Annotated in this window: 17 protein-coding genes, 2 tRNA genes and 1 other RNA gene; 16 read left to right on the top strand and 4 right to left on the bottom strand. The window is 43.3% G+C overall.

What is annotated here, in order from left to right:
• Positions 1-141 precede the first annotated feature (141 nt).
• The 12 genes from I6E86_RS03955 to I6E86_RS03900 all read left to right on the top strand — a co-directional run bounded on the left by I6E86_RS03955 (position 142) and on the right by I6E86_RS03900 (position 14,026).
• Positions 142-2,457: an FdhF/YdeP family oxidoreductase gene (locus I6E86_RS03955; protein WP_197175479.1), complete on the top strand. Its 2,316-nt coding sequence runs from the start codon at positions 142-144 to the stop codon at positions 2,455-2,457.
• 104 nt (positions 2,458-2,561) lie between these two features.
• The gene (locus I6E86_RS03950; protein WP_320158517.1) at positions 2,562-3,644 is read left to right on the top strand and encodes a formate dehydrogenase accessory sulfurtransferase FdhD; all 1,083 of its coding nucleotides are present in this window, start codon (positions 2,562-2,564) and stop codon (positions 3,642-3,644) included.
• Between the two features lie 771 nt (positions 3,645-4,415).
• Positions 4,416-6,065: a sodium:solute symporter family protein gene (locus I6E86_RS03945; protein WP_320158519.1), complete on the top strand. Its 1,650-nt coding sequence runs from the start codon at positions 4,416-4,418 to the stop codon at positions 6,063-6,065.
• A gap of 84 nt (positions 6,066-6,149) precedes the next feature.
• A complete protein-coding gene (locus I6E86_RS13870) occupies positions 6,150-6,284 on the top strand; it encodes a putative transporter small subunit (RefSeq protein WP_211181310.1) in 135 nt (44 codons plus the stop codon).
• Positions 6,285-6,465: 181 nt separating this feature from the next.
• Positions 6,466-6,539 (top strand) — tRNA-Cys (locus I6E86_RS03940).
• 124 nt (positions 6,540-6,663) lie between these two features.
• Positions 6,664-6,750, top strand: a tRNA-Leu gene (locus tag I6E86_RS03935).
• A gap of 1,177 nt (positions 6,751-7,927) precedes the next feature.
• Positions 7,928-8,434 carry a spore coat U domain-containing protein gene (locus I6E86_RS03925; protein ID WP_197175472.1) on the top strand — a complete coding sequence of 169 codons (507 nt, stop codon included), beginning with the start codon at positions 7,928-7,930 and terminating at the stop codon, positions 8,432-8,434.
• Between the two features lie 5 nt (positions 8,435-8,439).
• A complete protein-coding gene (locus I6E86_RS03920) occupies positions 8,440-9,201 on the top strand; it encodes a molecular chaperone (RefSeq protein WP_197175470.1) in 762 nt (253 codons plus the stop codon).
• Positions 9,152-11,593 carry a fimbria/pilus outer membrane usher protein gene (locus I6E86_RS03915; protein ID WP_197175468.1) on the top strand — a complete coding sequence of 814 codons (2,442 nt, stop codon included), beginning with the start codon at positions 9,152-9,154 and terminating at the stop codon, positions 11,591-11,593. Before I6E86_RS03920 ends, I6E86_RS03915 begins: the two co-directional genes overlap by 50 nt.
• A complete protein-coding gene (locus I6E86_RS03910) occupies positions 11,593-12,591 on the top strand; it encodes a spore coat U domain-containing protein (protein WP_197175466.1) in 999 nt (332 codons plus the stop codon). The genes I6E86_RS03915 and I6E86_RS03910 overlap by 1 nt, the downstream gene beginning before the upstream one ends.
• 551 nt (positions 12,592-13,142) lie before the next feature.
• Positions 13,143-13,742: a hypothetical protein gene (locus I6E86_RS03905; RefSeq protein ID WP_197175465.1), complete on the top strand. Its 600-nt coding sequence runs from the start codon at positions 13,143-13,145 to the stop codon at positions 13,740-13,742.
• The gene (locus tag I6E86_RS03900; protein WP_197175463.1) at positions 13,730-14,026 is read left to right on the top strand and encodes an XAC2610-related protein; all 297 of its coding nucleotides are present in this window, start codon (positions 13,730-13,732) and stop codon (positions 14,024-14,026) included. Before I6E86_RS03905 ends, I6E86_RS03900 begins: the two co-directional genes overlap by 13 nt.
• A 139-nt stretch (positions 14,027-14,165) precedes the next feature.
• Here I6E86_RS03900 and I6E86_RS03895 read toward each other — a convergent pair whose 3' ends face one another.
• The 3 genes from I6E86_RS03895 to I6E86_RS03885 all read right to left on the bottom strand — a co-directional run bounded on the left by I6E86_RS03895 (position 14,166) and on the right by I6E86_RS03885 (position 17,191).
• Complete coding sequence (locus tag I6E86_RS03895; protein WP_197175462.1) at positions 14,166-15,797, bottom strand: long-chain fatty acid--CoA ligase; 1,632 nt, start codon at positions 15,795-15,797, stop codon at positions 14,166-14,168.
• Between the two features lie 258 nt (positions 15,798-16,055).
• Positions 16,056-16,434: a transfer-messenger RNA gene (gene ssrA, locus I6E86_RS03890) on the bottom strand.
• Between the two features lie 85 nt (positions 16,435-16,519).
• Entirely contained in the window at positions 16,520-17,191 is a 672-nt protein-coding gene (locus I6E86_RS03885; RefSeq protein WP_197175461.1) for an alpha/beta hydrolase, read from the bottom strand.
• 174 nt (positions 17,192-17,365) lie between these two features.
• Between I6E86_RS03885 and I6E86_RS03880 the strand changes: the two genes are divergently transcribed.
• From I6E86_RS03880 to I6E86_RS03865, 4 genes are all read left to right on the top strand, one after another.
• The gene (locus I6E86_RS03880; RefSeq protein WP_197175460.1) at positions 17,366-18,751 is read left to right on the top strand and encodes a glycerophosphodiester phosphodiesterase family protein; all 1,386 of its coding nucleotides are present in this window, start codon (positions 17,366-17,368) and stop codon (positions 18,749-18,751) included.
• A gap of 414 nt (positions 18,752-19,165) precedes the next feature.
• A complete protein-coding gene (locus I6E86_RS03875; protein ID WP_010199450.1) occupies positions 19,166-19,948 on the top strand; it encodes a response regulator in 783 nt (260 codons plus the stop codon).
• Between the two features lie 214 nt (positions 19,949-20,162).
• Positions 20,163-21,992, top strand: coding sequence for a two-component system sensor histidine kinase CreC (gene creC, locus I6E86_RS03870; protein ID WP_197175459.1), 1,830 nt, complete (start codon positions 20,163-20,165; stop codon positions 21,990-21,992).
• A gap of 160 nt (positions 21,993-22,152) precedes the next feature.
• Complete coding sequence (locus I6E86_RS03865; RefSeq protein ID WP_197175458.1) at positions 22,153-22,353, top strand: hypothetical protein; 201 nt, start codon at positions 22,153-22,155, stop codon at positions 22,351-22,353.
• A 189-nt stretch (positions 22,354-22,542) separates the two neighbouring features.
• Here the strand turns inward: I6E86_RS03865 and aroC are convergent, their stop codons facing one another.
• The gene (aroC, locus tag I6E86_RS03860) at positions 22,543-23,646 is read right to left on the bottom strand and encodes a chorismate synthase (protein WP_189584372.1); all 1,104 of its coding nucleotides are present in this window, start codon (positions 23,644-23,646) and stop codon (positions 22,543-22,545) included.
• Positions 23,647-23,722: the final 76 nt, after the last annotated feature.

Below are 23,722 nucleotides of genomic sequence, written 5' to 3'. Positions count from 1 at the left end.
TTTCTAGACCTCCAAGAGAATTGATATTTCTTGGGGGTTTTTTGTTATCTATAGTTAATGCTCATAGGAAGTTTTCACTGACCATTATATAGTTGTCGTCTATCAAAGCTTCGCTGTTTTCACTTATATATGAGGTCTGTCATGCGCAAAATTCCTATTTACTCCCACCCTGCCGCTGGTTGGCCTGCGCTGATCTCCTCTACTCAAAAGCTAATGGACTATAAGACATTTTTGCGAGGTAGTATAAGCGTATTTAAAAGCAATCAACCTCAAGGCGGGTTTGACTGCCCAGGCTGTGCTTGGCCTGACCATAAATCCCACAAAGCCATCGACGTCTGTGAAAACGGTATCAAGGTCATTGCCAGTGAGACTATGACACATAAGGCAGATGCCCAGTTTTTTGCACGTCATACCGTCACCGAGCTACAAGGATGGTCTGGTTACGAGCTTGAGCATAGTGGCCGCTTATCAGAACCGATGGTTTATGATGCCGCGCAAGATCGCTACGTCCCTATTGCTTGGGAAAATGCTTATCGCATCATCGCTGAGCAATTGCGGCAGCTTGATTCACCCCATGAAGCGCTATTTTACACCTCAGGCCGTGTCACCAATGAGCCAGCATTTTTATTTCAGCTGTTTGTTCGTTGTTTTGGAACCAATAATCTGCCTGATTGCTCTAATATGTGTCACGAGCCGACTTCTGTGATGCTAGGCAGGCAGCTAGGCATTGGCAAAGCAACGGTCAAGTTAGAAGATTTTGAGCAGGCCAAACTGATACTAATGTTTGGACAAAACCCAGCGACCAACCATCCACGGATGCTGGAGATGCTTGCGCATTCTCACGAGCAAGGTTGTCGAATCATCTCAATCAATCCGATGCGTGAGCAAGGCCTGAGCAAATTTAGAAATCCACAAAAACCTACTCATATGGCAGCCGGTCAAAGTGATGACATGGTCGATGAGGTCATTCAGATTCAAATCGGTGGGGATGCTGCATTGTTAACAGGCATTGCCAAATGGCTGATCGAAAACGACAAAATCAATCATGACTTTATTACCACTCACACGTCAGGTTTTGATCCTTTAAAACAGTGGTTAACAGTGCAAAACTGGACAGATATCACACTTGGATGCGGTATATCTCAAGCGGAAATCATCAATCTCGCTGAGCTGGTATCTGATAGCCCAGCGACGATTTGTACATGGGGCATGGGCATTACTCAGCACGTGCAAGGTGATGACAACGTAGCGATGATTACCAACTTGCTACTACTGATGGGTATGATTGGCATAGATGGCGCGGGTGCATCTCCAGTACGTGGGCATTCCAACGTACAGGGCGATCGCACTATGGGTATCCATGAGCGTCCTAGCAAGAGCTTACTAGACAGTCTTGAGCATGTGTTTGAGCATCCTATGCCGCAAGAGCATGGTTATGACGTTGTCACTGGTGCTAAGGCTCTTATCGCCGGTAAGTTAAAGGTGTTTATGGGCATGGGTGGTAACTACGCTGTAGCAGCGCCAGATACGACTGCCATTGAGCAAGCACTAACCACCACTCAGCTTAATATATTTGTCGGTACTAAGCTCAATGAGACCATGCTATACCCAGGGGCAAATAATTTAATCCTACCTTGCTTGGGTCGTACTGAGCGTATTGTCACGACGAAAGGTGAGCAGTTTGCGACTATTGAAGACTCCATGTGTCAGATCGTACCCACTCAAGGCACGCTCAAACCTGTTAGTGATACTTTGAAATCTGAAGCGCAAATCGTGGCAGATATCGCCACTTATGTACTTGGCGCTGACTCATCCATCCCTTGGCTGGCGATGAGTGAAGATTTCGATGTCATTCGAGACTATATCGCTCAAGCAATTAATGGATTTGAAGATTTTAATCAGCGCATCCGTACCACTGAGCGTGGCTTTCATTTATATCATGCGGCACGTCATCGTGTATGGAATACCGAGAGCGGCAAAGCCCAGTTTGAAGTCCCACAATATCCGATTACTTATGTCGCTGCACAAATGACAGCCGCAAACGATACGGATGACAATGAAGATACAGCACAAAAGGTTTGGCAATTGACCAGTGTCCGTAGCCACGATCAATTCAACACTATGATTTTTGGGTTTAAAGACCGCTATCGTCAAACCGATCGCCGTGACGTGCTATTCATGCATCCAGATGAAATAAGTCGTTTAGGTTGGCAAAAAGGGGATCGTGTTATGGTCACTCGCCAGCGTGCCAAAGATAGCCTAGAGCAACCACGCATATTAGGCCCATTGGTATTGAGCGAGATGGACATTGCCTCCAACGCCGTTGCTGCTTACTATCCAGAATGCAATGACCTATTTGATTTGGACACGCACGCGCCAGACTCTCATATCCCAGCGTACAAATCGACGACCATCGTTTTAGAACGCGTAGAAGCAAGCACCGCTGAGCCTGCCTGATCCTGCCTAAGCCCGACTGCGGATAGCCAATGAACATATCATTTTCAAAGGCTATCCCTCTAATTGACAATAAATATGCTGATAATTTTAGGCCATGATAACCCGTGATAACCATTGAAGATAACGCTGAGCAAAGTGGGGCTTTTATTGACCCTACTATGATAGATCGTTCAACTGGTGCTGAGATAGTGGCCCCTGAACGGTCTAACGATGATGGGTTGTCAGAGACACCGCTTGCGCGCAGCCATGAGGCACAGAAGCACTCTTATCCCTCACACGCTCAGGATGGTAGTGATAAGCCATCTGTTCGAGTAGAAGACCAACATGCCAGTCTCGCCGTGGAAGCCGCTGTCTCTATTATCATTAATGGCATTCATTATGCGGTATTAATGGCCAGTCCTCACCAGTTAGAGTATTTGGCCATCGGGTTCTTATTTAGTGAAGGTTTGATCCAGTACAGTCATGAGTTACTCGATTGGGAAGTGACTCATCTTACGGATATTGAAAGCTATCAAAAATTTACTCAGGACTCAAACGATGAGAATTTCGAGCCAGCATCAATTGCGCAAAGCCTAGAGCGATTTCAAGATTATGATATCTATGTCGTAGAACTGGTATTAAGCCAGCGCTGCCATCAACGTATCCAAGCTCAAAGACGCCAACTGGCAGGGCGTACAGGCTGCGGCATGTGCGGTATTACCGGTCTATCTCAGGCACTGCCCGATCTGAGTCCCTACTCACAAGACCATCTACAGCACGAGCGTCACCAACCGTCACGCGTCAATAGCGCTAGTACGACCGTACCAAGCCTTGAGTATCTGCTGACACTACGCCAGCAGGTAGATTCCACGCAGCATACGCATCAGCTCACGGGCGCTGTACATGCCGCAGCGACGATGCATAATCAGCACCTATACTTATTTGAGGACGTGGGTCGCCATAATGCACTTGATAAATTAATCGGTTGGCAATTACGCCAGAAAGCAGACGTTAGCTGTGTGCTTATGACTTCCCGTTTATCTATTGAACTGGTTCAAAAGTCTATTCGAAGTCAAATTCCTTGGCTAGTTGGCATGTCAGCGCCTACCAGTACAGCGGTACGTGTGGCTGAAAGTTATGGCCTTGGATTGGCTGGATTCTTACGTGACAACCGAGTCACTTACTATACAAATCATGATGATATCTAAAAAATCACATCTACTTGTTTATTGAGAGCAAACATCTATCGCCAATCATCTCTCATTTTCTAATGAAAAATTCAACTAACTATCTGTAGTTATAATTTAACCAATAGCGATATATCATTCGATATGGACCGTGGTAAAACTCTACCCTTCAACCTCTTATCAAGTATCTCTAAATATATACATATACGTCATCCTCAGTCATTGTCTGATAAATACCGGATAAGGTTTGAGGTTGCCGACATAATAGGTTACCCTTACGGCGCAAATATGTTACATATGCTTAACAAACATGTAATTTTATTTATTAATACTGCTCGGTAACACATCAATTGCAATAGTTAAGTAGAAACTTCTTACCTATTGCTTATTACAGCTAATAAGGCTGTCTAAATCGAGTTCAGGTCATGCAATCATGGCTTAGTGCTTATTCGTAATTTTACTACAGACGCTCATCATATGAGCTTTCTTTAGCACACAGCTACCTTTGTGTATGCCTATTAATAGCGTCATGGTTTATCCATTTACTGACGCCTATTGAGAGTAGTCCCTGTCGTTTTGATTTAACACCATGTGAGTCATCAAACAGCGGCATGACACTTAGCACTTGCTTACCACTACCGTTGGTATTTTCACTATTTATATTAGCCACATACGTTCGGTATGAGGGTAATTTAGGCCGTGCTGTATTCCTAATGGTTTGGTATCTTTCATTTTTACTGAACTTTATTCATCAACTAACAATTGCGAGGTCTGAGTTTGAAAACTGAGTCATTGTTCCAATTTTCATCATTAACGATTATTTTATTATTATTAGCATTTTATGGCGGCACCTATTTACTGTCCTTATTAATCAAAAAAGATAAAGAGACGACTTCTGGATTTATGGTCGCAGGTCACGGTGTTGGCTTTGGTATGGGTGCAGCCAGCATGACCGCCACTTGGATTTGGGCCGCCTCATTTTACGCTGCGGCTACCTCTGGTTATAAATACGGCGTATCAGGGCCAATACATTATGGCTTTTGGGGTGCATTGATGATTTTATTCATCTACCCTTTCGGTATGCGCTTTCGTGAATTGGCGCCAGACGGTCATACACTAGGTGAACTGATTCATGCCCGCCACGGTTCATCAAGCCAATTAATCTTAGCCATATCCAATATTATGGGCAGTTTAATTAGCTTGATGGTCAACTTTACCGCTGCTGGGGCATTGGTGTCAGTACTGTCGCCATTGTCGTTCCAAACAGGGGTAATGATCGCAGGTATCGGTGTACTGAGTTATACCTTGACATCAGGTTTTCGAGCATCCGTCTTTACGGATTTCGCCCAATTAGTCGCTTTAATGGCGATTGGTATCGTTATTATTCCCGCCGTGTTATTTGCCATGGGTGGCCCTGAAGTTATGGTTAGCGGACTGTCAAACCTGACGTTAGAGCAGCAGAACTTCTTCTCCTCTGAGGCATTCTTTCAACAAGGTGCACCCTACTTCGTCGCTGTATTAGCATATGCTATCGGTAATCAAACCATCACTCAGCGCCTATTTGCGATTGATAAAACCAAGATTAAAGCGACGTTCATCACTGCTACAGTCGGCTATGCTGGTATCGTTATTGGTCTTGGTATGATTGGACTAATGGCTGTGACGATTGGTGTCGAACCACTCGATGGCAATATGAACAACCTCATTCCTCAAATGGTCAGTACTTATCTGCATCCTGTCTTTATCGCCTTATTCTTTATTTTAGTGATTGGGTCATTGTCCTCAACCGCTGACTCAGACTTATCAGCGCTATCAACCATTATGATGGCGGATGTCTACGGTAAAAACATCGCCAAAAAAGGCCATGTTAAACCTAAAACGATGATGCTGATTGGTCGTGGCACGATGATTGTTGCGACAGCAGCTGGACTAATCTTTGCAAGCTTTAAGCTCGATATTCTCGTCATGCTGGTATTTGTTGGTGCACTATGGGGTGCTATTGTCTTCCCTGTTATCGCCAGTGTGTTTTGGAATCGCGTCACCAATACCGCCTTTACTTCAGCAGTTATCGTCGGACTACTCTTATTTTGCGTTGCCCGTTTCGAATTACTTCCAATCACTGGTATCACTGCCCTATTCTTTGAAATATTAGCAAGCGTCGGTGCCGCAGTCGTTATTGGTCTAATGGTCTTTGGCTTCTTAGGTCGTAAGATTGGCATGGTAGCCGCAGCTATTACACTAGTGTTGATGATTATCTTCGCTACTGGCTTCTTACTCCAATATATGGTCCTGCTAGCCTCTCTAACGGCTTACGGTGCCAGTACCGTCGTCTGTGTGATTATCAGCCTGATGGGAGACGAACACTTTGACTTTGACCTAATCAAGCAACGTGTGGGCAATTACGATGAAAAAGCGGAATTACCATCGCCGCCTAAACCTTAAACCAAAGTCGTTTTATCCGAGTAGTGATTGATCAGTAGTATATGGCTAATCGCTACTTATTCAGAAATACTATAAGGAGATATCATGGACAACGTTTTTATTTATGGCTTATATATTCTAATTTGGCCAGCAATCACCCTTGGGGTACTCGTATTAATTTGTACAGCTACTTATCGCGATGTTAAAAGTGCCAAACGTGACAATAGAGATATTGTTTAGTGCACTATATTTCAAACAATCATCATTCAGCTTTAGCTTGCTAATGACCTGATGAGTTCTATTAACAGCATAAATATCCCTAAATTGGCGCTAAATATAGATAAGATAATAAATAACCTGTCTTTAACGAAAAAAGGACTTGTAATTTACTATATTTTTGCTAATATAGGCCACCTTGATTGGCTGGATGGCAGAGTGGTCATGCAGCGGACTGCAACTCCGTTAACGCCGGTTCGATTCCGACTCCAGCCTCCAATTATTTATTAACTTTACGTTAATTTTGGCTTGCATTATTATCCCAACCGATTATAATAGCGACCACTTATCTAGTAACTAGATGGTCTATCAGCTAGCTTACATTTTAGATAAAACAAGTTTTGCCCGGGTGGTGAAATTGGTAGACACAAGGGATTTAAAATCCCTCGCTAGTAATAGCGTGCCGGTTCAAGTCCGGCTCCGGGTACCATTACATAGTCCTATACTATCTTATAGAACAGCTAAAGCCCCTGATATCAGGGGCTTTGTTGTATCTGGCGTTCTATAAATACTTCTGAACCTATCCCAAAAATAGTATGAGTAGTAGAAGCAGTTAAGCGCTCTACGGCATTACCGATCCACATTATTAAGCGTGTCCTCGCTAGCTTTCTTCTCAATTACATGTACTTTAAAATTTCTACATCAGCATGGTATTTTTTAGCTGTGGTAAGCTACTTATAGTGCACTCCACACTACCCTGACCTTCGTAAACTGTACTTTCTTAGGGAAAACTGGCACGCTACGATCTGAATTTCCATTAATTATTTTATAAATTGCACAGCGACTAAGATGAGTATGATAGCTAATACCCTTAATATCTAACATCTACAAAATATGATTAATATGCTAACCGACAGACTATGTTCTATTGACTCAAGTTTTTTATAACTATCTATTTTGTAAGTTAATAAAGTTTTCCGTCTTCTACAGTTACTACATCCTATGTTCTTATCGCTCCCCATACACTCCAACTATTGGCCCTAGTAGCAGTTATAAAAAGTGCTAAATAAATAGTTATTTTTCTGGGTCAGCTATATATCTTAAATGTTTTGATAAAACATTGTTATCTCTTCTTGAAAATTTGTTCTACATCAATCGCATTATGCATTGTGTAAAACTTTCTATTGACTGCTATTAACATTCCTCGCTTTTAACCGTTAAGAATATCTAGCCAACTAGTACTCATGTAGATACAACTAAAATCTATATGCAGGTACTAGGATGTAATATAGAAATTTTGTTTGTAATTACTATAATTCTAAAGGATGAATTTAGATAAAATTAAGTAAGGTCAGTATGAAGGTGAAATTAGTTGCATATTGGTAAAATCCGATAAATTATAATGTTAATCAAACATTTAACGTGCATTATTATGACAACTGTATTACAATGCGATTACAAAAAATGACAGGTGGTATATATTTAGAGATAAACGGTTTATATTTTTATTGGCTATTGTTTAGTAAGTTCCTATAAAAAACTAACTTCAGTAAATTGTGAAGGTTTATAACTTCCAATACTTTACGAAATATAAGGTATATATCTATTTGGTATTACCCCTAACTTATTGAAATACTAAAAGCGCTTATATTTTCTGGAGAATTACCATGACATTTAACAAACAATTACTTACCGCTGCGTTTCTCACTGTTGGTGGCTTCGCTGCTATGTCTAGCGCGAATGCTGCGACAGACGCTGGTACTTTCGATGTCAAACTAGATATTACCTCATCTTGTAAAGTTACTTCTGCTTCAGGCACTCAAGATATTAACTTCGGTAGCTTCGCTGCTGGTGTTAATGTCAGCGAAGCATCATCTGGTACTCCTATCTCAGTCAACTGCTCTAACGGCACAACTTACAATATTGGTCTAGCAGGAACAGGTGTCTTAACTGATAGTGCTACCCCAGCCAATACAGTAGCTTATCAACTGCTAAAAGCAGCAGGTGGTGACGCTTGGGGTAACACTGGTGAGGACGTTGGGGGAATAGGTACAGGTATGGCGGTTGACCAAGCAAAAGAGCATACCGTGTACGCCTCTTTAGTTGCTGGTAGTACAGATAACCTGCCAGTAGGTACTTATACAGACACTGTTAATGTCACTGTAACTTACTAATTGCTATGCTAAATATCTGGTTATGCTGCGCTGCCCGACCTATTTTTATTTCAGCCTTGCTATTGTCATCTAGTTTGGCAGTGGCGAGTGGATTACAGGTCTCTCCCATCTCGTTGAGCCTACAAGCTCGCGAGACTGCCAATGGTCTGACCCTTAGTAATTCCGGTAACAATATAGTACATGCGCAAGTACGCGTGTATCAATGGTTACAGGATGAACAAGGCGATCAGCTTACTCCCTCTCGAGGACTATTGGCCAGTCCACCGATGCTTGACCTGAAACCGGGTGAAAAACAACTCATTCGAATCATTCGTGCGAAAGCACCACCGCAAGGTACAGATGCTGTGGAGGCCGCTTATCGTATTTTGGTTAATGAACTGCCAATCAAGTCTGCCAACCAAACGACAGGCTTGCAATTTGCGCTAAGCTATTCACTCCCCGTCTTTGTACAGCCGATAGGGGTTACTGAAACCAGTCCACAGTTGCAGTGGAGTACACATCTGCAACCAGATGGCAAAGCGATAAAACTCCGCGTCAGAAACAGTGGTAATGGTCATGCCAAATTATCTGGTCTAAGCTTTGTAGATGTGGCGGGTAATAGTATGGTGATTAATACGGGGCTGCTAGGTTATGTATTACCCGGTGCAACTATGAACTGGACACTGAAAATACCGCCCTCTGCTTTGGCGGCAGGCGGTAAATTCAAGGTTATGATGAATGGCAATCAGACGACACCAAACGTCACGATGGACACATCCATTCGCTAAAGCAGTTTTTCTACAGTGCGTGGCAGTATCAGCCAGTCACGCCGTAGACCTAAATGATATTGCTATAAGCATTGACGAAAACGAACTTACCCAACTCAACTTAGACAGCTACAACTCTGCCGACGATGAATTTGGGTTAGATCTATATCTAGACGTTACTCTAAATGGTGCTAGTGCAGGCTTAACTCATTTCTATTATCGTGATGATCAACTCTGGGCTAGTAAGACCGTTCTACAACAGCTTGGCTTTATAGTACCTGCCGATACGACCGACGCCATACTCCTAAATAGCTTACTTGATCTCAATATTGATTATGATGCTCGGCAGCAATCCTTGCGACTTATCGCGCCTCTAAGTATGCTCAATTTAGACACCACTATCCGTAACACGCGTACCAACAAGCGCCCTCAGCCCACATCATCTTCTGGCATGTTGCTAAACTATAATGTTTACGGCACCCAAACTCAAAATAGCGCAAGAAATTTAAGCGTTTATACCGAACTGCGCGCGTTTAACACGCTTGGTGTACTCAGCTCTACTGCTTTGACTAACGCGAATAGTTATACTGATAGCAATGACTGGGATAGTCGTAGCGTACGTCTGGATACTAGCTGGAGTCAGTCATTTCCAGATAAGCTAATTACGGTTCGTGCAGGCGATATTCTCACGGGTGCGTTGTCATGGACACGACCTACGCGCTTGGGTGGTCTACAAATTGGTACCAATTTCTCCCTTCAACCCTATAGATCAACCACACCATTGCCGTCGTTTTTTGGCGAAGCCACCCTACCATCGGCGGTAGAACTTTATGTCAATGGTCTCAAACAATACAGTGGTGATGTACCTGCTGGACCATTCGAGCTTGATACAGTGCCAAGCTTCAGTGGTTCAGGCACTGCCCAACTGGTCATAACCGATGTATTAGGGCAAAGCACGACGCTTAATTTTTCTTTATATGATGCGCATCGGTTACTACAGCCCGGCCTGTCTGACTGGTCCATAGAGCTTGGCGCAGTGCGTAAAAATTATGGTATTAATTCTTTTGATTATGGTAGCAATATTGCTGCTAGTGGAACGTGGCGTTATGGCATGAATGACCGCTTTACCGCAGAAGCTCATGCTGAAGTCACCAATGGCCTGAGTAATGCTGGTGTCGGTGGCACGTGGCTGCTTGGTAGATCAGGCGGTATACTATTCGCCTCATTAGCGGGCAGCAAGAGCCAAGGTCAAGATGGCATACAATACAGTACAAACTACTCATGGAATAACAGTCGCTTCAATATTGGTATCAATGCCATGGGTACTATTGACGATTACCGCGATGTAGGCACACAATACGGCTCTGCCCCTGCTCTTCGAAGTGAGCAATTCTCAACTGGTTATAGTACAAAGTCTTTAGGCCGTTTTGGTGTGAGTTATAATCAGGTATCGCAGGCTGAGCATGAAACCACACAGTTTGCTAGCGCCTACTGGTCTAAATCCTTTGGTCGCAGATTAAGCTTAAGCGCCAACTACAATCATGACATTAATGATTCTGCTAATAACAGCGCCTCTCTTAGCGCATCCTTATCACTGGATCGCAATATTTCGCTGAGCAACAGTGTACAGCACACCGATAATAGCACCGTTTTCTCATCTGATGTTTCGCGACCTGCTCCGAATGCAGGTGGTATTGGGTGGCGGGCTCAAGCACGTCATAGCCTAGAAGGTAGTACGGATAGAGAGGATGACACTAGCGGTCTTGCCGAGCTGAATTACCTTGGGCGCTACGGTCAAGCACGAGCGGGTATCAGTAGCAACAATGGTGACTACGCAAGCTATGCCAGTGCTACAGGGTCTCTGGTTAGAATGGGGGGCGGTCTTTTTGCCGCACGTCAAACTAATAGTGGTTTTGCCGTAGTCTCCACAGGCGGCATCGCTAATGTGCCCGTATTGTTGCAAAACAGTCCTATTGGGATTACCAATAGCCATGGCCTGTTATTGGTATCACCCTTGAACGCCTACCAAAACAACAAGATCGGAATTGACCCCTTAGAATTGCCCGCTGACCTACGTATTGATAAAGTGAGCATTGAGGCTACGCCTACTGACCGCGCCGGTATTCTTGTCGATTTTGATATCACGCCAGTGCGCTCTGCGTCTGTTATCCTAACAGACAGCAATAACCAACCTCTGCCGCTTGGCAGTCAAGTACGTCAACTTAGCAATAAAGAAGTGCCATCGACCGTCATTGGCTTTGATGGTGAGGTATATCTCGACGCGCTTGACGCACGCAATGTGCTTGAGGTGACGACCCCCTTGGGTGATATTTGCACGGTTAGCTTTGATTATTCCAAGCAGGGTGATGAAATTCCGCTCATCGGACCCTTTATCTGTCAAAAGGTACAATGATGAAGAAATTATTTCAATGGCACTATCTCCTTTCTATCTCGTTGGCCAGTTTTATTTTATTTCAATCTAAAACTACACACGCAGATACTGGGGCTGGACCTATTACCTGTACTCAAGGAAGTGTAGGAATGCTCGCATTTGGCATGGTAGATCCTTTATCTAGTCAAATATCAACATCGACGACACTAAATTACGAATGTAAGGGTAACAGCAGCAATGCCTCAGCGCGTATTTGCTTTGCCTTTGGCCCCCTAGAATCGACGAATACCTATCGTGACATATCAGGGCCTAACAACTCTGTTATGGCTTTCAATTTATTTTCAGACCCTGGACTGAAAAATACAATTACTTCAGTCAATCCGCTTCAAGTTACATTTAACACTGGAACTAGCATTGAGACATCTCGTAGCATCACTATACACGCCCAGACTCTTGCTAAACAGACCTCTCTCTTTCCAGGACCTTACTTTCTTCAAAATCAAGTTTTTATGACCGTCAATTCAATAGAAGGAAATAATCCTCCAGCTAATTGTGTTGCACCAGCGGACGGAGATATTTCATCAACCTATAAATTCCCTTATACAAGTAGTGCTTCTGTTAGCCCCCACTGTTCCGTTACTACAACTGGTTCGCTTGATCTTGGTCGTGTCTCAGCTTCTACTACCTCTACCTCAGGGTCATCTGTGAATCTAATCAACGTAACTTGTACAAACGATACCTCCTACAATATTGGTTTGGCTCCGTCTAATGCTAATATAAATGGTTCGGGCGTTATGAGTGGAACTGATGATACATTCAAGCTACCCTATCAACTACAATCAGATGTAAGTGGAGAGGTTTGGGGCAACAACGGTAGCAGCTATAATACTTTAACCAACGGAGTAACTGGTAAAGGCAACGGGGAAACGCAAGCACATACAGTCTACGCCACTGTACCTAACACAGATGTAAAACCTGACTATTATTCTGATATTGTCACTATCAACGTACATTATTAGTAGCAACACCTTCTTTGCTTGGATTTTCGTTTAGAAGATAATCTGGATAAATAGATATTACATAGTTAGAAAACAGCACCTGTGTTAACCCGTTTTGACTAACCTCGTCTTGCTTATATTTTTAACGCTTAGCAGCCAGTCAGACCAGCTATTCTATAGCATGCTGCAGCAGTCAAGTGCTCTACAGCCTTACCAATCCATATTATTAAGCGTGTCCTTGCTAGCTCTCTTCTCAATTACATCTACTTTAAACTCTCTACGTCAGCATGGTATTTTTTAGCTGTGGTAATCTACTTACGCTCGCCCACCAGATATATCTAAATCTCCTTCAAAACATCTTAATGATTTGCTACAACCAAACTTACCCATCGCATTAACAGTAAATGCTCAATTGCACTCATCAAACCGACTTATAATCGAAATAACGCCCTATTATTAATCCCTAATAGAAACGACTATGTGGACAAGGAAAGTACATGCAGTGCACGAATTTTATTAAATCGATAAGGACTGCATAAGCATACCCCAATGGTAATACAAGGAGATAACGTATGCCACAGCTTCAATCAAACCATCAATACAGTCACGATAACTGCTCCAACCACCCTAGCCGCGTCATTTTACTAGGCTTACTAATGAGTGCTATAGGAAGCACACAAGCAGCGACACCTATAAAACCCAATAAGCCACCATCTAGCAAATTAATTACCGACGTTACTACCTATGTAGAACGTGATTGGCGCTCAGACGATGGACAGTTCTTTTTGACGTTATATTCAGGGATATGGAAACCGCATGGTACTTTATTTTTTCTAAAGAAAAGAGGCGGGCTCTCGGTTGATGGGTTTCAAAAAGGCTTAAACATTACCCTATCGTCATTTGATCCAGAAATTGGTTTAGAAGCGCCGCCAGAATATGCTGTCACGGGCGCACTGAATCTACGCAGCAATACCTTAATAGGATCAATTACCCAAAAGGCACAGCTACCGTCCGGAAGACGACGTTCACTCCGGCAATTCCTATTAAGGAAAAAACATACCCACAATATACTTTTAAATACTATGGTTTTGAAGACCCAGATTGGCATCGCGCTACCATTACTCGAGTCGATATTATCAATAAAGATACCAAGGCTATTGTGCAGACATTAACGGGTTTTGAAGCACAGTCATATAGCGTCACATATGCAGATATGAACTATGATGGCTATTTTGATATCGTGCTAGATGTCGGAGACGATGTCATGGATGAAAAATATATCTACTGGCTCTATGATTCTCATAGCAAAAAGTTTGTGCGCAATAAGACTTTGGAGGCGATATCAGGTTATCCCAATCGCTATCCGCACAAAAAGCAGTTATACTTAAATAAAGACGCCTTACTTGAGCGAGTCAATGGCCAGTGGAAAAAAATGCCCTGTTGTTATGCTGATTGAATAACTACTGTTGTCACTGATAGTGATGACCACATAAGGTGTCTAACCTAAACCTAGCTTTATCAAAGAATCTCATGTATAAATGAAAAAAGCCCCTGATATCAAGGGCTTTTTTTGCGTTCTATATTATAAAAACATACTATGACGTAGCTAACAGCACATCACCATGATCATCACGTAAGTCTTTTTTCACCATCTTTCCAGCACCGTTCAGCAAAATACTTTCTACAAAAACAACTTTATCTGGTATCTGCCAGCTGGCTATTTTATCTTGATAAAAGCTCAGTACTTGCGCCTCATCGATTTCTGAATCTTCTTCTTTTACGACGATCAAGACTGGACGTTCGCCCCACTTTTTATGCTTTGCAGCGATGGCCGCCGCGATTTTGATTTCCGGATGCGCGACTGCGATATTCTCAAGCTCCACCGAAGATATCCACTCACCACCAGATTTGATTAAGTCTTTTGAGCGATCACGGATATTCATATAACCATCTGCATCGATAGTGGCAATATCACCCGTGTCGAACCAGCCGTCTTCAGTGATGGCATCAGGGTTCTCGGTGTAATAGTCATTGATAATCCAGTGCCCTTTAATCTGCAAACGACCTTGAGACAGACCATCTTCTTTTACGCGCTGCAATGGCTCATCAGTGTCTATCAGACGTAGCTGAACGCCATAAGGCGGACGACCCTGAGACTTACGTAAATCATTAATTTCATCTTTGCTCAGCGATTTATGCTTGGCTTTTATTTGATTCATCGTCCCAAGCGGACTGGTTTCCGTCATGCCCCAACCATGTATCGCATCGCAGTTGAAATCCTCTCTAAATGTTTTGATGACTGATGGCGGACATGCTGCGCCACCAACGATAGTTCGCGTCATACTTTCAAGCTTGCTGCCTTTAGATTTCGCAGCGGTCAATAGACTTTGCCAAATCGTTGGAACGCCTAGCGCGACTGTCACCTGATAATCATCAATGAGAGAGACTAGACTGTCACCGTCTAGATTGGGGCCAGGCAATATGAGAGAACAACCTGTTAATGCAGCAGCATACGGGGTGCCCCATGCATTGACATGAAACATAGGTACTACTGGCAATAAAACATCTTGCGCAGATAATGCTGAGACGTCAGGCATACATAATGCCATTGCATGAAGTACAGAGGAGCGATGAGTGTATAAAATACCTTTAGGATTGCCTGTTGTGCCTGAGGTATAGCATAATGAGCTGGCCGTCGCCTCATCAAGTTGAGGCCACTCAAAATCAGGAGAATGCTCTGCTAGCAACTCGTCAAAGAACAGTACATTCGGTAACTGCTCTACGACTTTTTCATCTCGAGCACTCAAGCAAATGAAATGCTCAACACCTTTGATGTCTCCTTTAATTGCCATAATCAACGGCAAAAAAGTCACATCAAAGAACAATACGCGGTCGTCAGCATCATTGATAATATAGCTGAGCTGTTCAGGGAATAATCGAGGATTGATAGTATGGCAGACCATACCACTACCCGAAATCGCATACCACGCTTCTAAGTGACGATGGTTGTTCCAAGCCAGCGTAGCGATTCGTTCTGAGGACTTCAATCCAAGTGTGGCCAGTGCATTGGCCAAACGTTTTGAGTTGTTTGACACACTAAGCCAATCAGTATGCGTTATCTGTCCATCGACTTCTTTGGAAACAACCGCTGTATCACCATGATAGCGTGCAGCATGTTCAATAAGACCACTGATCAGCAATGGCTGATACATCATTTTTCCTAGCATATTACATTCCCTGTAGTTGTTTGAACGTCAGCTTACTCTTATTGGTATATCATCTAATACTCCAAATAAGCCACAATTAAGAATAATCAGAATTATTGGTTAAAACAAGCAAATATTATGACCTCAATTGATGAAAAAATAATGTCTGCTCTCCTAGACTCCAGCTCTAAATAGTAATTCATAGTCATTTTGGATACAGACACCTAAAATTTAGACAAAAAAAATCCGACCACATTGAGTGATCGGATTTTTAATATTTGGTGGAGATGGCGGGAGTTGAACCCGCGTCCGCCAGCATTACGCTCATGAATCTACATGTTTAGTTTCTGTCTTTAATTTTAGTCTGCACCGATCCGACAGTCAGGATGGATTAGCCGATTCTCTACTTTTGAACCCAAGCGATTGAGACAATCACTTGTGGCGATCCTACATGCGGACGCTTCAACTTAGTTGACCAACTGTAGGTGATCAGCAACTAGGTAAGCAGGGTTTAAACCATGTAAACAGGGTTTAAGCTGCTAGAGCGTAATTTTCGTCGTTTGCGACTATAACAATATATGTTTGATTAACGAGAGGACATATACTCTCGACATGCATCATTGAGTTTCATTACCAGCGTCGAAGCCAGAACATCCCCAATAAGGTCGACTATTATATAGTAGGTAGCGGGTAGGTTTCAACCTTTATAAACCCTGCATTACATTACGTTACAGCTCAGTTGCTTAGGCTAAAACGCCATTTAACCATTTGCCAATATTCTGAATCTGAGGCATACAGACCTGATGCGCCATCGGATAAGTATGATAAGCCACGTTGTAGCCTTTATCAGACAATAGTTGCTGTGCTTGCTCACCCAAAATAACAGGAACCACTGGGTCATGAGAACCATGCTCAATCAAAATTGGCATGTCTTTATTAGCAGCACTATAATCGATATTATCATTGGTCGCTAAGTACGTAGATAATGTCATCAAACCGGCCAAACGCTTAGGATAGCCAAGTGCCACATGATAAGCCACTGCTCCACCCTGCGAAAACCCTGCAATAACGATATGCTCAGGAGATACACCACGCTCAACCTCACGGCTGATCAAATCATTGATTTGCTGGGCAGACTCTTCAATCTGAGCGACATCGATTTTACGTTCTAGACTCATCTCTAAAATATCGTACCATGCTGGCATAACCATGCCACCGTTTACCGTCACTGCACGCTTTGGCGCATGTGGGAAAATAAACCGTACAGCCATATCATCAGCCAAGCCCAGCTGTGGTACTACAGGCTCAAAATCATGGCCACTGGCACCTAAGCCGTGAAGCCAAATGACAGCACGGTTGATGGTTTTTTGGCTAGGGTTATGCTCAACGATAACAGCGTCTAAATAGTCAGTCATGACTGATCCTTAATATATTTTTGATAGCTTAATTTTGATGATGGAGAGTGAAATACTTTTGTAACAATTGTTTGCCTGTCATTATCTTTTAAAGATTATCAGGTAACGTAAAGGACGGGTCAATGACCGCAATATTGTACTTATTATTTTTCACTTTTTGTAGGGACAGTTTACATGACAATGTTAGATAATTCAGTGGCGACGCTCAATCAACTCAAAAAAACGCCATTTAAAACCGTTAAAACGGTCAGTATAGCCATAGCACTAGGGGCTACTTGCACCCTATCAATGGCTGCAGACGATATACGCAATACCACCTTGACTCAGACATCAAATCAAACCATTAAGCCATCCCTAAAACAACTACCAAAAAGCTTGCCTGCTAAGCCTCAAGCCTATACCTATGGTGTTCGGCCTTTCTATTTGGTCAATGACATGGATGCAGGACCATTAAAAGACGAGCTGATGGCTTGCAAAGCACAAGTACCTAGCAAAACGAACTTTTCTATCGCGCATCGCGGTGCACCGCTGCAATTACCTGAACACACTTATGACAGCTATGTCGCCTCAGCACAAATGGGCGCAGGCATCTTAGAATGCGATGTGGCTTTTACCAATGACGGAGAGCTGGTCTGCCGCCATGCACAAGACGATCTGCATACCACTACTAATATCCTTGCTACCCCGCTGGCCAAACAGTGCACCGTACCGCCAATCATAGATTCTAACGGTGTTCTGACCAATGCCGACAGTATTGAATGCCGTACCTCAGACATTAGCGCAAGTGAATTCAAAACCCTCACAGGGAAAATGGACGCCGCGAATAAAAAAGCGACCAGTATCGATGAATATATGAATGCGACTGCACCTTGGCGAACAGACTTATACTCGCAAAATGGCAAGGTATTGACTTTGAAAGAGCATATCGCATTGGCACGCCAACTGGATATGAAGCACACGCCTGAGCTAAAAGCGCCCGCTGTGACCATGCCGTTCAATGGCTATCGTTTAGATGATTACCGCCAGCAGCTCATAGAGACTTATAAGGCAGCGGGTGTGCCTGCAAACGATGTATTTCCGCAGTCGTTCAATATAGAAGACCTTGATTACTGGATAAAAAATGAGCCAGCTTATGGTGCCAATGCCGTTTATCTCATCGATGACAGTAATGAAACCGCTGAAAACAAAACGTTTGATAAAGATGATGCGACGACATGGAAGCACTCCTTGGCTGATATCAAAGCCCGTGGCATTAACATCATTGCGCCAGCACTTTGGCTATTAGTCACAACTGATGACAATGGAAAAATGATACCGTCAGCCTATGCAAAACAAGCAAAAGCCAATGACCTAAAAATCATTACGTGGTCAATAGAGCGTTCAGGTCCACTGGCAAATGGCGGTGACTGGTATTATAGTGGTCTTGGCGAGGCTATCAATAATGATGGTGATATGATGAATTATATCGATGTGTTGGCACAAGACGTCGGTGTCCAAGGTATCTTTTCAGATTGGCCTGCTACAGTGAGTTATTATGCCAACTGCAAAGGCTTAAAATAGGTTAATCCAACTCCTTTTTCTTATCTAAGTGTCTAATATTAATACACACCCAATACCAGCTTAATTATTGTTGAGCTGGTTTTTTATTTTCCATTGGTTGTATCAGCATCATTAAATAATAGACCATTTGCTTAGGGCGTGTCCTCAATCTGAACAAAACCTTTTAAATGGGTTAAAAAAGGCTATATTCTCGCCACTTTTCGAAAATTTATAGACAATATGTTCATATTCTCTGCAAAATTTCCATCGATTGGCAAAAATCTATCTCTTTTTATTTCCATTTTCAAAATGAGGACATGCCCTAATACCCTGCTTTTCCATCAAGTTTTCACACTGTTTGGATAGTGGTAGCAAGAGCAGGCTGCTGTTTTGTGCTACGATAATTTACTAAAATTATAAAACGATATAGAAACTATGACCCATATTTTACTGGTGGAAGATGACCCTGCTATTGCGATGTCACTCAAAGTTACTTGCAAACGTGAAGGCTGGAAAATCACTTGGCTAGACAATGCGAGCAGCGTGTTACCAATGCTTCATAACCTTGAGGCGCAAGATCTATCGGCGATTATTTTAGATGTTGGCTTGCCAGATGGTGATGGTCTCAGCCTCTGCCAACAAATACGGCACACCCCTGATATCGATGGCTTAAAAGACATCCCTATCGTATTTTTGACGGCTCGTAGCGACGAGGTTGATAGAATTTTGGGTTTAGAGATGGGCGGTGATGATTATTGTGCCAAGCCTTTTAGCCCGCGCGAGTTGGTTGCCCGTCTAAAAGCCATTTGGCGACGTGAGCAATTACTGTCTAAGCAATCTGCTACTCATACCACAGCCACTGATAATACCACTAACCGTGCTTCATCGAACAGTATGTCAGGGCACGCATTGACGTTTGAATGTCAATCTGGCGTTTGGCATTACCAACCGCTCAATTACTCCTTGATGTGGCAAGAGCAAAAGCTGGAGCTCAGCAATACCGAGCGCAAAATTTTGCTGACATTATTGCAAGCACCCAATCAAGTCTTTAGCCGTGAGCAATTACTCAGCGCTGTGAGCGACTACCCTGATCATCGCTTGGCCAGAACCATAGACAGTCATATCAAGTCCATTCGTAAGCAGCTGGCCACTGTCGACGCGAGCATTGAGGTCATTCATACTCATCGTGGATTGGGTTACGCATTATGTCCCGCTTAGTCATAACTAACTATAGTCAGGTCAATATAAAAAAGGGACAGCGTGACTGGTATAAATTTTTCGTAGCCTCTGTCTGCGTAGGCACAGCAAGCAAGAAAAGTTTGTGCCAGTCACGCATCATCATGTCGTGTACCCATTTTATTTAGTATCAACTATATAGCCATATTTTGATTAAAATCGATCTTCTATAACGTCAAATAGCATACCTAAAAATATGAATCATAAAACCAGTGATAGCGCTAATAGCCGCCCTAATACTCATATTAATAACAAAGCTGACAATAGCATTGATGCCAGCCAAAGCAATTGGTATGCAAAACTGCATCCCATTGGCACCGCGCAGCAAACGACTAAACCAAAACGACTGCTGAATTTGAGTATTTTTTTTAGGATTTGGCTTGCGTTGGCGTTGGTATTGATTATCTGCGGTGTGGTCGCATTTACTCAGCTGTTTGGTTATGTCAAACCGACGGCGCAACAGGTCATCGAGGACACCTTATTAGATACCAGTAAACTGTTGGCCGCTAGCTTGCAAATACCGCTCTCTACTGGGCAGATATATGATGAGGCTTATCAAGCCAGACTGGATTCAGCATTTATCGGCGTGCCAGCGATGGACGACTCGATAGGAGATGTCAATCAAACCAAAAGCTATAGTAGCTTTCGGATATATGTAACAGACAGTAAAGGCGTGGTCATTTATGACTCCTTACCTAAATCTGAGAGCAGTGAGGGTCGATACTATGGTCGCTGGAATGATGTCTATCTGACACTAAAAGGCCAATATGGTGCTAGAAGCACGCTGCGAGACTATCAGCAGCGTGATGGCTCAGTCATGTATGTGGCACAGCCAATAAAAGATAATGCTGGTGACATCATTGGTGTTGTCAGTGTGGGCAAGCCTGTCGCTAGCGTGTTGCCTTATTTGGACAATACGCGCAATCGCATGCTTATCACAGCACTGCTCATGAGTATTGCTGCCCTTATATTAGCAGGACTGGTCGCATGGTGGCTTAAGCAAAGCATCACCTTGGTTACCCAATATACCAGTGCGCTGGCAGAGGATACCAAAAAGCCCTATTTTTACTTAGGTCATGAGCTTAACAGCCTAACAAATACCATTGAATCTATGAAGCATCGGTTGGAAAATCGTGCCTATGTCACCGACTATGTCCATACCCTCACCCATGAGCTCAAAAGCCCCTTAACTGCTATCCGCGCCAGCAGTGAGTTGCTAGAAGACGACGGGCTTGATGAGGAAGACCGACAGATGCTCATCCAATCCATTGGTGAACAAAGTATCAAAATGCAGCAATTAATTGACCGTTTGCTATTACTTGCCAAGGTTGAACAACCGAGCTTTAAGCTGAATCGGCAGCTGACACCTCTACTACCGTTATTACAAACTCTTGCAAAAAACAATACCGCTAAATTGCAACAGCAGCACCTAGCGCCTATCGACATCTATCTTGATGATAAACGAGTTGCTGATACTGTGAACTTACCAGCAGAAGTATTAACAGCTACTAGCGTTTGCGCTGACCAGTTTTGGTTGGTACAGGTGCTGCAAAACGTATTGGATAACGCCATCCACTTTGCCGATAGCACAGTCGCTATTTATCTGCACAGCACCGCGCAAAACAATTCTGCGCAAACTGTGACTATTGATATCTTTAATAATGGTAAGCTATTACCTGAGTATGCCGTTGGTAAAGCGTTTGACCGTTATTTCAGCTTGTCGCACCAGAGTCAATCTACTGATACTACATCAGAGCCTCTATCAACATTTTCAACAGAGAAAAGTTCAACTGCCGATACTGAGCAAACACAGCCTAGCATGTCTGGCAATACGCCAAAAAAAGGGACGGGACTTGGCTTAACCCTTGTGAAGCAAGTAATTGAACATCATGGCGGTCAGGTTGCTATTAAGAATATTCAAGCAAATACTGATGACAGTAGTAGCAATAGCAATGAAAATAATGCTGCTATTACGCAGTATTCAGGCGTAATGGTCAGTATTACTTTGCCTTTAGCTAAAGAATAAATGTTTGGCTAAAATAGACGCGCTCACTTTCTATACTCAGAAAAAAATGATTAATAACGACAATTCATTAAATTTCCATCGTTCCTACACAGGTTTTCTATCTGCTTGTTTTACGATAGCGTCATTCAAATTCGTTATCAAAACTAAGGATAGAAATGCTATGAAAAAACCTACTAACCAAAACCAAATGATAAAAAATTGCTTAGGCTATAATCGTCAGCATTGCGTGCAGGCCTTATCGAACCAAGGCATCGATAGTATCGAATTCGGCCATTGGTTGGCCATTCCCAGTCAACAACTGCTATTGGTATTTCGCCATCAGCAGTGTGTGGCGGTTGATGGTTATCAAGTAGCTGCTTAGAACTATTATTAAGGCTACGAAAAACTCATCCCAGTCGCACTGTATCTGTTTCAAAGTGAATCCACTTTATTAAGGTCTGTTGAATCACTCATTTTTAATCTGCCACAAAAAAACCCTTGGTTATTTCTAATAAAATTATCAGAAGCAATCAAGGGCTTAAATCTCTAGGGTATAATTCGAAAAACCACCCTAAGTAATCGACTCTACTGGCTGCATCACATCCGCGTTTTGACCGCGATGACGCAGATAGTGATCCAATAAAACAATGGCTAGCATGGCTTCTGCAATGGGCGTGGCACGTACCCCAACGCAAGGGTCATGACGACCTTTGGTGAGCATATCAACCGACTCGCCCTGCGTATTGATACTCTTGCCAGCGGTAGTGATACTAGAGGTTGGTTTAAGCGCGATACTAACGCGAATATCTTGTCCTGAGGAAATGCCACCTAAAATACCGCCAGCATGATTGGCCGTAAAGCCATCAGGCGTCAGCTCATCACGAGAGCTATGACCAAACTGCCCTGCGACTGCCATTCCGTCCCCAACCTCAACACCTTTGACGGCATTGATACTCATCATGGCATGAGCGATATCTGCATCGAGACGATCAAATACCGGCTCACCCAGTCCAACGGGTACACCACTGGCGATAATCTCTAAACGTGCGCCACAGCTAGTACCTTCACGGCGTAGGTTATCTATCAAAGTCTCAAAGCGACTGACAGCATCGGCATCCGCACAAAAGAACGGGTTGCTATTCACAAAGTCCCAATCAATTTGGCTTGGGTTTAGAATATTGCTGTACTCATTGCCAATTTGCGTGACATGACCACGGACTTGTACACCCAAGCGCTCTTGTAGATATTTCTTAGCGATAGCGCCTGCCGCCACACGCATCGCAGTCTCACGCGCCGAAGAGCGCCCGCCACCACGATAATCACGAAAACCATACTTCATACTATAAGTATAATCGGCGTGACCGGGACGGAAGGTATCCTTGATTTCGCTATAGTCTTTGGATTTTTGATTGGTATTACGAATCAGCAGGCCAATAGACGTTCCAGTTGTCTTACCCTCAAACACACCAGAGATAATCTCAACTTCGTCAGACTCGCGGCGCTGGGTCGAGTACTTAGACGTACCCGGTTTACGGCGATCTAGATCAATCTGCAAATCTTCTGCGGATAATGCTAAACCCGGTGGTACGCCATCGACGATTGCCATGAGACCAGCACCATGCGACTCACCGCACGTGGTAACCGTAAAAACTTGCCCAATACTATTGCCTGCCATATTTATCCTTAAACAAGTAAACGCAACTTATGCTAATTTGACCCATTATTTATAATTTTTGACTGCCAGTCTAGAC

Origin of the sequence: Psychrobacter sp. SWN149 (assembly GCF_015864565.1) — a bacterium.
Taxonomy (GTDB): Bacteria; Pseudomonadota; Gammaproteobacteria; order Pseudomonadales; family Moraxellaceae; genus Psychrobacter.
The sequence above is the reverse complement of the archived record's forward strand: the minus strand, read 5'-3'. Positions and strand labels throughout refer to the sequence as shown.

Bases quoted from the DNA above. Each gene is read 5' to 3' on its own strand.
- I6E86_RS03955 (WP_197175479.1), top strand. From the start codon at position 142: ATGCGCAAAATTCCTATTTACTCCCACCCTGCCGCTGGTTGGCCTGCG.
- I6E86_RS13870 (WP_211181310.1), top strand. From the start codon at position 6,150: ATGGACAACGTTTTTATTTATGGCTTATATATTCTAATTTGGCCAGCA.
- I6E86_RS03925 (WP_197175472.1), top strand. From the start codon at position 7,928: ATGACATTTAACAAACAATTACTTACCGCTGCGTTTCTCACTGTTGGT.
- I6E86_RS03920 (WP_197175470.1), top strand. From the start codon at position 8,440: ATGCTAAATATCTGGTTATGCTGCGCTGCCCGACCTATTTTTATTTCA.
- I6E86_RS03915 (WP_197175468.1), top strand. From the start codon at position 9,152: ATGGCAATCAGACGACACCAAACGTCACGATGGACACATCCATTCGCT.
- I6E86_RS03910 (WP_197175466.1), top strand. From the start codon at position 11,593: ATGAAGAAATTATTTCAATGGCACTATCTCCTTTCTATCTCGTTGGCC.
- I6E86_RS03905 (WP_197175465.1), top strand. From the start codon at position 13,143: ATGCCACAGCTTCAATCAAACCATCAATACAGTCACGATAACTGCTCC.
- I6E86_RS03895 (WP_197175462.1), bottom strand. From the start codon at position 15,797: ATGCTAGGAAAAATGATGTATCAGCCATTGCTGATCAGTGGTCTTATT.
- I6E86_RS03885 (WP_197175461.1), bottom strand. From the start codon at position 17,191: ATGACTGACTATTTAGACGCTGTTATCGTTGAGCATAACCCTAGCCAA.
- I6E86_RS03880 (WP_197175460.1), top strand. From the start codon at position 17,366: ATGACAATGTTAGATAATTCAGTGGCGACGCTCAATCAACTCAAAAAA.
- I6E86_RS03875 (WP_010199450.1), top strand. From the start codon at position 19,166: ATGACCCATATTTTACTGGTGGAAGATGACCCTGCTATTGCGATGTCA.
- creC (WP_197175459.1), top strand. From the start codon at position 20,163: ATGAATCATAAAACCAGTGATAGCGCTAATAGCCGCCCTAATACTCAT.
- I6E86_RS03865 (WP_197175458.1), top strand. From the start codon at position 22,153: ATGAAAAAACCTACTAACCAAAACCAAATGATAAAAAATTGCTTAGGC.
- aroC (WP_189584372.1), bottom strand. From the start codon at position 23,646: ATGGCAGGCAATAGTATTGGGCAAGTTTTTACGGTTACCACGTGCGGT.